Consider the following 8,432-nt stretch of genomic DNA (forward strand, 5'->3'; position numbering starts at 1 on the left):
AACGCATCTACCAGGGGCTTCTCTGCTTGTAGGTCAAGATCGAGAGCTTGCAACATGCTTGTGACCTGGCGCTTCAGGATGGAAATGGCTCAGTGTCGTCAGTTCCAGGACGGGGGAGCCCCATCCGGAAGAAGTCGCCTTTGCCGATGACCTCGGCGAGACGGGCCAGCGTGGTACGGCGATCGGCCCAGTAGTGCGAGAGCGCGTCTACCGCAAAGCCAGCGAGCAGAGACAACGGCTCTGTCGTCAGGCCGGTGGCCAGAGCGAGCGCGACGAACGCGATGCCCTTGGTGATGGTCAAGGTGGCCACGTGCCGAAGGCACGCAAGCCGTCCCGCCTTTGTGGGTGCGCCCTTGGCGCACGCCTGATGGTGGGTCTGAACCCAGTGGTCTCCTACGCTGTGTGCGACGTAGAGCGTCACAAAAACCGCAGCGAAATCAGCGGTGTTCGTCACTATGACGACTCCTCTAAGGTTTGTGGATTTGAGCCGATTACGGCTCAACACGGACCTGGAATAGCCAGGTGAGCCCCTTCTAGGGGCGATCGCCGGGATCGGTCCTCACGTGAATGTCAGAACCGATCCCAGGCGAGATCAGGCAGATCAGGTCGGAGAGGTAGCAGAAGCTCTCCGGACGACGGGGCCCTATGCGGGCCACTGATCACCTGTTGTGTTCTTGATGTGAGCGGACTTCGCTTCGACCTGCAGCTCGGGACGCTGTCCTTGGCGTAGGTCGGGGAAATGCGGTCTACTTGCTGGCCGGAGCACCAGCGGGCTTGATGTCAGCCGCGCGGAAGGCCACGCCGTTGCGACCGTTGGTCGCCCAAGGCAGTGCCTCCAGCTTGAACAGGGAGACCTGAGAACCAACGGTCACCGTGGGCCTTTCACCGGCCGTAGTGACGTTGATCATCTCGCCGCCCGTCTCGTCCAGCGCCATGACCTGCGTGACCCACATCGGTCGGCCGGTCTCCCGCTCGGACTTCTGACGCCCGTTCTGGTCGGACTTCTCGACCGCTTCCTTCGTCACCATGAACGACTTGCCGATGACGTCGATCAAGAGCTTCACAGAGCTCACCTCCGATTCGAGGGCCGCACCCTTGTGGTGCGAACTCCCTTGCGAGCTCCATGGAACAGCCGCCACGCGTAGACTGGTAGTTGTTGTCCGATGCCTACTGTTGCCTACCCCTTGAGGACAATTGAGGCAACAGCAAAGCTGCACGTAGGGTGATGATTATGGCGATCTTCGGTGACAAGCTTAGGCAACTCCGCCTTGAGCGCGACCTCTCCCTTTCCCGCTTTGCGGTGCAGGTGAAGTACGACAAGGGATACCTTTCCCGGCTAGAAACAGGCAAAAAAGCGCCGTCTGAAGAGGTAGCTCGTGCGTGCGATGTCGCATTGAACGCGCGTGGCGAACTTATCGCCGCTGCTCACGCTGACATTGCGGCCAACAGAGACCTCCGTCCTTGGCAGACCGCTGAGCTAATCAGTCGGATTCACAAGTCTGACACGGACGCCATAACAATCGATGCTCTGCACTCCACGGTCTTTGAGCTTGGCTGCGAGTATGCCTATCGCGATGCGGAAAGCTTGCGAAATGACGCGCATGACTGGCTGCGCCGGATAGCCGGCATGCTTCGCAAGCCGGTCGGCTTGAAGGCTCATACCGAGCTCCTCACTGCCACCGGCTGGCTTGCCTTGCTCGTAGGGTGCCTGGAGTACGACATGGGCCTTAGGACGGCCGCTGAAGTCACTCGGACTGCTGCTCACAAGCTCGGGGAGGAAGCAGGCAACACAGAGATCATTGGCTGGTCTCATGAGATGTCAGCCTGGTTCGCGCTCACCCAAGGCAGATACCGAGACGTTATCGGTCCCGCATGCGCAGCACAGGACATCAGCCGCAATCACTCTGTCGTTGTGCAGCTCATCGCCCAGGAGGCCAAAGCTCTTGCGCGTATTGGAGAGTCTCGCAAGCTGCGTGAAACTCTTGAACGAGGTCATGCCGTACTCAGTAAGTTCCCAGTCCCCGAGCGCACAGATAACCACTTCATCGTAGACCCTGCTAAGTGGGACTTCTATGCGATGGACGCCTATCGACTCGCAGGGGAAGACTCTCTTGCCGTCATGCACGCGAACGTAGTGCTGGAGAACTCGGTCGGACCAGACGGAACTATCCGTGCGCCGATGCGTAGAGCTGAAGCTCAGCTCACGCTTGGAGTAGCAGCTGCACGAGACGGCAACCTAGACCAGGCAATATCGCTTGGACGAGAGGCGTTGGAATCCGGCCGGAAGTCCATTCCTTCTCTGCTCATGGTCGCCGGGGAACTGGACGCAGTGCTTGAGCAGCGCTATTCCAACGAGCCTGAGACCGAGGAGTTTCGGGAGCTACTGCGATCGCTTCGGTAACCGATGACAACGGCTACCGAGTCCAGCCGTCATTCGGAAGCTGTGAGAACTTTCTTCTCATACTTAAAGCGGCCCTGACCGGGCCGCACGCGCCGCCGACGCGACGCGGGCCGGGCACTCCACTTGGGCTCCATGCCCGACCCGCAAAACGCCGGTCGGCTGGCGCGGACGAAGACAGGGCCGCTCTGGGGGCGCACGGTTCTGCTCACGGGGGCCGAGCTGCTCAGCGCAAGCAGAGGCAACCACGGGGCCGGCCTTACTACGTGCCTCCGGCGGGGGCGCTCCGGCTCCGGGATGGCGCTGCACGCCTGTGCCGGTGGTGGGGTGGCTGGGGTGGAAGCCCATCCCGTCTGCCATCGACCCAGGCAAGCCCAGCAGACCGCCTCCTCCGCCGCAAGCCCGGCCGTGACCGTTGGCGTCCCATGACCGTGGAAGGCACCCAGGCGCAGGGACACGCCAAGCCGGGCTTGCACCTCCGTCGGCGGCCCACTGCCGCTCCGCGGTGGGTCGACGGCAGACGGGATGGAACGGCGTAGCTGTACGGGATGGCGGAGTAAGAGATTCCACACTCATTTAGTTATTTGTTGTTGCATATGTCGGCCAAGTTGTTTTCAGCTATGTCTTATTAAGCCCCTTCAGGGATCTATCTAACTCTATCCAGGCATTAGCCGCGATGGTGCCTCCATTGAAGTAGCCCGCAAGCGCCAATGAGCACATTCCCGCCACATCGATTGCATGTGCCTTTGCTCCAGAGCCGCGCACCTGCGGGTAATAACTCGAAAGATCTGCACCTTCTTTTAGTAAATCATCCATGAATCTAATGAAGCTATCGAGTGAGTGGCTGGCGTTTTCTCCAATAAGTTCTGCTGGATAAGTCCAATAGCAACGGCTCATTTCTCTTGTCGCCTCGGCGACCAACGCTGGAATATCTTTAATCGTACAGTCGCTTCCAGTCGCGGCACCATTATGTGTGTGAATTCTTACCATCTCGGATATCGATCTGTCTGCTAATGCAACAGCTTCTAATGTTTTTACTATGGCCTCTCGGCGTAAATCAAAAAGTCGAGACTCTTGCTGCTGTCTGATTCCCGCCTCAATTTCTGATCGTGCTGCTATCAGCGTAGCCCTACTTTGCAACCGTGCGCCCCAAAGTGTAAATGTTCCCCCAATAATAGCTCCTATGAGACCTGCTATGACTCCGGACCAGAATTCGCTCATGCGTCTATTTCGCCCTTGCCTAAGTGGCTGCTGGCAGGAACTGCTAGGGCTTATTGAGTCCCCACAATCCCTCGTATACCATTTCAGGGCCCTTATGGTATACCTGGTCAAGCAGCTCAATAAGCTGCGGGGTGGCATTATCGGAGTCAAAGCGCGCATGAACTCGTCGAATCACTTCAGTCGCTGGATCGGCTACCATGGAGATGATTACCACAGATCCGAAAGAAGCCTCTTTCATCGCGCTAAGAACGTGTGGCTGGGCTTGGTCAACTCCAATTATGCCTTCCTCGCCCTCGTAGTGAGTCTGCTGGAGTCCCGTTACATCAAGCACCAAGGCTATACTTGGCTGGCAATAAGGCTCGGACTTCTTGGCTCGTATTCTGCGACGAATTTTGTTCCCTGGTAGGGTGGTTGATCGCGTTCCTAGAACAGCGCTGGTGCACTCTATTCCAGTGTGGGCAAAAGAGAAATCGGAGTGTCCTGGAAGGTCGTAGGAAAATGGAATATCGGGAACGCGACTAATGAGCCATTGTGCGACAGCAACTTCACAACGTGTTCCGAAGTAGTTCGTGCTCTGTGGATTGACTAACTTTATTCGTAGCAGTTCAAAAATATCTGGCCGCTCTCTTTCAATAACTTCGAGGTCCGAGACCAATGCCATTAAGCGGATAGCCTCAAGTCTTGCCTTCAAGGTTTCTCCACCATTCAAATAGAGTCCTATTTGCTCAATTCCCTTAGAGATTGGTCCATGGTATGTAGGGTCACCCGGAACAAAACGGACTCTTAGTAGCTCAGTGAGCCTTCCTGCTAGCATGCCCATCTGCATCATGGTTGCAAGGGGCTCTGGTAGTTGAGGGAGCATCATCTTGCAAAGATACATGCTGGAACCTGACCGCAACCGGCGCTACGGCTGAACAACCGAACCACCAATTCCGTGATCCGGCTGTCAGTTTCGCCAAAAAGATCACCATGCGGCCCTGTGTTCTTCGGACGTGATTGGCTGAGGCGCTCAAGGGAGCCACTTGGGGAGCCAACGTAGGCGAACCGATCTGAACGGGTCCGCTCTCGTTCGGACTGTCAACGCCATCTCTGTACCGGTGTGAAGTCCTGGAACCAGGAAGAGCCTGGTTCGAGTCCTGTCACGGGACCGGGCTGGACTCGGACAAGAGCGGCCTGCTCTAAGCGCCCGCCTCATCAGGGATCTTGTTCCGTCTCTGTTCCGCCACAGCCCAGAAGAGACCGGAAGCTGCTGACAACTGCTAGAAGACAATTTCCCAGCTCAGAGCCCAGATCGGCGATCAACGCCAGGTCAACGCAACCCTGCGACCAGAACCCGGCCTACAGGCCGGCTCGTCCCCCCAAACATCCCTCTGAACTGCGGGAAAACGCTCAATCGGCAGCGTCGAAGCCCTCGGAGGGCACAACAGGGGCACAGTCGCGGGAAGCCAGCTCAGCGGCGAAGGCATTGTTGAGCGCCGTACGCGCCCGCTCGGAGGCTTCCGGAACCAGGTGCCCGTACAGGTCTACGGTCGTGGTGATGGACTCATGCCCCAGCCACCGGGACACCTCGGAGATAGGCACGCCCTCGGCCAGCGCCGTACTGGCGAAGGTGTGCCGCAGATCGTGAAACGTCATGTCCGCCGGCACCCCGGCCGTGAGGATCGCAGGCTTGAGGACGTCCAGGACTGGGCAACGCTCCACCCGCGAGCACGAGCGGGGGAGTGCCGAGACGAGCTGGTACCACGCACGACGCTTCACCATGACCCCATCAGGCCACGAGACCGGCAACTCACCGAGGATCAACGCCGGGCCTGCCATGGCCACCGCTACTCCTGTCCGCTTACCAACAGCGCGCCACCGCAAGACACCAACACGAAGCCCTGGCCCTGCGCGCTCGCTCGCGGCGGGCTGCGGCTCTTCGGCCGGTCCCGCCGCGGCGGCGCGCGTGCCGGCAAGCGGCACATCCGACCATGGTGGACTTGGCTACGTCCTGGCGCCCGCTCCTCCTCAGCGTTCACCGATTCCCGCAGCGCTCGATCGGAGTTCATGAACGGAGCAGCCGCACGAGGCATCTACCCGGGTGGCGAAAGGGAATTTGGGGCTCCGCCCCAAGCCCCGGCCCTCCTCGGAGATGGCCAAGACCCTGTGCCAATGTGAAGGAGGTAGGGTCGGGCGTGGTCATCTCCTCGCCGGGCACCACAAGGGACACCAGACCAGCCACACCAGGGCAAGCCGCCGTGTGCGGGCAGGACAACCAGCCCACGAGGAAGTTCACCGGGACACATGTACACGCGAACGACGGCTTGCCCTGGCGCGTGGACCGGTATGGCTACACCTGCCCGACGAGGAGATGACCACGGCGTCCGCCTCGGGGAATCTCATTGCTCTGGAGTCCGTCTGCCGTGCACATACTCGCGTGATATCGCTATCGTGCTCGGTAGGCTCGCTCTTCATGTGTCAAGCATCGAAAATACGTACACAGTGGTGTCTGTGCATTGCTTGGAGGTCGAACCATAATCTGTCGCCATGGCGTAAGAGTTTAGATCGGCCTAGTGCTAGCCGCGATACGTCGTCGAATGGCGGCTAGTGCACGATCCGCCCGTGAAAAGTCGACACGCGATCCTTTTCCGTCATCTGTGCTGACCTTGGTCGTTACGGTGAAGCGGTCTCCTGGCACGATGAGGGTGAACCGCTCAGCCACGGTGTCTTCCTCCCGTGCATCCACGAAAGCGTAAGTGGGTTCGGCGTCGTCGGTTTTCTTCGCGTCGGGCGGAAGGTCCAGTCGAACAGTGTGCACATTAACCGAAACGATATCCCGGTATCGGTATTCGCTAGTTTGTTCTTCAGGCTCCCGTTTGCCGGTGATGGAATCCAACACCGTGCGATATGCGCCTAGCTTTTGATCCGCCATACATACAACGAAGACGGTATAACGGGACGCGATATAGCCGTCCCCGACCCGGTGGTGCCGTACCAGCTTAGTTTTTGGAGGATCAGCAGGACCTACGATAACGAGCGGGTCGGTAATCCGTCCGGTGTTATGCAACTCCTCCATCACGATGCCCAGACGCGTGAGTGCGCGATCGACGATGACATTGACGTCATGCTTCAACCATCGGCTGATCTGTGCATCCGAAGGAAGGTTTTCCTCATATATGCGTACCTTCTCACGATACTCATTCATGGCGCGATTAAACAGACGGTTGTGCCACCAGTTGGCGAACACGGCTTTAAAGGTTAACCAACCGCCGAGCGAAACAGTAGCGACGCCAGTGATGCCAATATACGGAGCCGGTGACAGCAGTGACCGCAAAGGACTGCCGTACGCCGTCAAGAGCGTGATGGCGACCCAGAGAATGACGCTACCGCCGACCAAAGGAAGAAGCCCATAGAGGGGACTCAGGCGGAGCTCCCGTACCGGTACGGCTGGCACCGGTGTGAACAGGGTGCGCATACGATGCTCGCGTTCGACTCGTTCATCATCGCTGAGTGACAGGACGCGAATCGGTACAGTGCCGCCGGGGGTCAGCCGTTGATCGAGGGCTTGCCACGTTGGTGATTCATGAACCTTGATTGTCGTCACAATGCGTCGTGCCCACTCTAGGTCCAGATTCGTGCTCGCCCTTTGAGCCTCGTCAGAGAATCCTCCCTCGCGAAGAAAAGCGTGATCGAGGTCTTCGTTGTAGATGGCCATGAGAACGGCGGCTGCCGCTGAGCCTGGATCGAGTTCGTGAGCTTTGGCCAGCAGCATGTAAATCTCATTCTGAGTCTGATCTAGATGGGCTCGAGGACGCCTCCCATGTAATTTGGCAAAGGCATGCTCTGTTCGCGTCTCGGCCATCTTCCTAGGCGGGGAGGGCGGTTCGCGCTTATGGTACTCCGCGTAGTGTTGGCAAGCCTGTCCCCACTGCTGCTCCGCCAGTGCTCGGCGAGCCGCATCAAGATAATCCTGCGGTTTTCGGCTTTCCGAGTAGAAGTTTTCGATGTTCTGCTGGTGGGTGACTGGGGCGTGGTTATTTACTTGCATCTCGCTCGGGTCAGGGCTAGCAGTATCCTTGTCGTTGGCGAGATTCGTCATTTCATCCGCCGATGATCTCCGATACTGCGGTGACCGCGCCAGCGACTTTGGCCACATCATCGGCGGAGGCCCCTCCGACTGCGAGCATGTCTCGAAGCCTCAGCAGCGAAGCTTTGAGACGGCTGGTGGGTCGCCCATCTGCCTCGTCCAGGCTCTCCTCGACTTCGGCGACGATCTCCGTCCCCACGGTCTCCGGAATAGATCCGGTTGCGATCAATTGCTTGAGTTTCCCGATCCCGGCTTGGATATCAGCTTGAGGGAAGGAGATGCTGTGGTCGATATTGGTCTGATTGGCGACTGATCCGAAATTATTGACTTGCACGATGATGCCTCCGCTCGACTCGGTGATCCACCTGCTCTGCCTGTGGATGAGGACGACTGCGTCTTGCTTGTGCATCGTTCCAGAGAGAAGGAGTGTTGCACGTCCGTTTACGTACAAGGCTTTCAAAGGTGTATCTCGCCAGATACCTCGGAATCAGGGAGATGCTGGCGGAAGGTGGCGCCGATACCGGAGGCAGCGCTCAGCAGCCGCTACCGCCGTCCGCACCGGAGAGTCGGTATCTGTCCCCACAGTGGACTCCGGAGCTGTCGACGTGAGACCTTCGAAGCAGGCGAGGAGATGACACGTGGATGCCCTAGATGTACTTGGTCATGAACTTGGTGTCAGTCGGCTGATCGGTGGTCGGCCGCCGAGGGCTGTGTGTGGCCGGGTGGTGTTGTAGTGCTCGAGCCAGG

At 58.6% G+C, this 8,432-nt stretch carries 9 protein-coding genes; 1 reads left to right on the forward strand and 8 read right to left on the reverse strand.

What is annotated here, in order from left to right; all coding sequences use genetic code 11:
- Positions 1-73: 73 nt before the first annotated feature.
- On the reverse strand, positions 74-454 hold the full coding sequence (locus AB0G11_RS48515; RefSeq protein WP_357594035.1) for a transcriptional regulator: 381 nt from the start codon (positions 452-454) through the stop codon (positions 74-76).
- A gap of 292 nt (positions 455-746) precedes the next feature.
- A complete protein-coding gene (locus AB0G11_RS48520) occupies positions 747-1,064 on the reverse strand; it encodes a hypothetical protein (protein ID WP_357594037.1) in 318 nt (105 codons plus the stop codon).
- Positions 1,065-1,231: 167 nt separating this feature from the next.
- Between AB0G11_RS48520 and AB0G11_RS48525 the strand changes: the two genes are divergently transcribed.
- Positions 1,232-2,401, forward strand: coding sequence for a helix-turn-helix transcriptional regulator (locus AB0G11_RS48525; RefSeq protein WP_357594039.1), 1,170 nt, complete (start codon positions 1,232-1,234; stop codon positions 2,399-2,401).
- Between the two features lie 615 nt (positions 2,402-3,016).
- Here AB0G11_RS48525 and AB0G11_RS48530 read toward each other — a convergent pair.
- The 6 genes from AB0G11_RS48530 to AB0G11_RS48555 form a co-directional block, all read right to left on the reverse strand.
- A complete protein-coding gene (locus AB0G11_RS48530) occupies positions 3,017-3,619 on the reverse strand; it encodes a hypothetical protein (RefSeq protein WP_357594041.1) in 603 nt (200 codons plus the stop codon).
- A gap of 43 nt (positions 3,620-3,662) precedes the next feature.
- Complete coding sequence (locus AB0G11_RS48535) at positions 3,663-4,499, reverse strand: hypothetical protein (RefSeq protein WP_357594043.1); 837 nt, start codon at positions 4,497-4,499, stop codon at positions 3,663-3,665.
- Positions 4,500-5,008: 509 nt separating this feature from the next.
- Entirely contained in the window at positions 5,009-5,437 is a 429-nt protein-coding gene (locus AB0G11_RS48540) for a tyrosine-type recombinase/integrase (protein WP_357594049.1), read from the reverse strand.
- 721 nt (positions 5,438-6,158) lie between these two features.
- Entirely contained in the window at positions 6,159-7,697 is a 1,539-nt protein-coding gene (locus tag AB0G11_RS48545) for a hypothetical protein (protein WP_357594045.1), read from the reverse strand.
- A gap of 1 nt (position 7,698) precedes the next feature.
- A complete protein-coding gene (locus tag AB0G11_RS48550; protein ID WP_357594047.1) occupies positions 7,699-8,094 on the reverse strand; it encodes a hypothetical protein in 396 nt (131 codons plus the stop codon).
- 252 nt (positions 8,095-8,346) lie between these two features.
- Positions 8,347-8,432, reverse strand: an 86-nt coding sequence (locus AB0G11_RS48555) for an integrase core domain-containing protein (RefSeq protein ID WP_357587182.1), incomplete at its 5' end; no start/stop codon positions are given.

The organism is Nonomuraea sp. NPDC023979 (assembly GCF_040639085.1).
In the GTDB taxonomy this organism is placed as follows: domain Bacteria; phylum Actinomycetota; class Actinomycetes; order Streptosporangiales; family Streptosporangiaceae; genus Nonomuraea; species Nonomuraea ceibae.

Bases quoted from the DNA above. Each gene is read 5' to 3' on its own strand.
- AB0G11_RS48525 (WP_357594039.1), top strand. From the start codon at position 1,232: ATGGCGATCTTCGGTGACAAGCTTAGGCAACTCCGCCTTGAGCGCGAC.
- AB0G11_RS48530 (WP_357594041.1), bottom strand. From the start codon at position 3,619: ATGAGCGAATTCTGGTCCGGAGTCATAGCAGGTCTCATAGGAGCTATT.
- AB0G11_RS48535 (WP_357594043.1), bottom strand. From the start codon at position 4,499: ATGTATCTTTGCAAGATGATGCTCCCTCAACTACCAGAGCCCCTTGCA.
- AB0G11_RS48540 (WP_357594049.1), bottom strand. From the start codon at position 5,437: ATGGCAGGCCCGGCGTTGATCCTCGGTGAGTTGCCGGTCTCGTGGCCT.
- AB0G11_RS48545 (WP_357594045.1), bottom strand. From the start codon at position 7,697: ATGACGAATCTCGCCAACGACAAGGATACTGCTAGCCCTGACCCGAGC.
- AB0G11_RS48550 (WP_357594047.1), bottom strand. From the start codon at position 8,094: ATGCACAAGCAAGACGCAGTCGTCCTCATCCACAGGCAGAGCAGGTGG.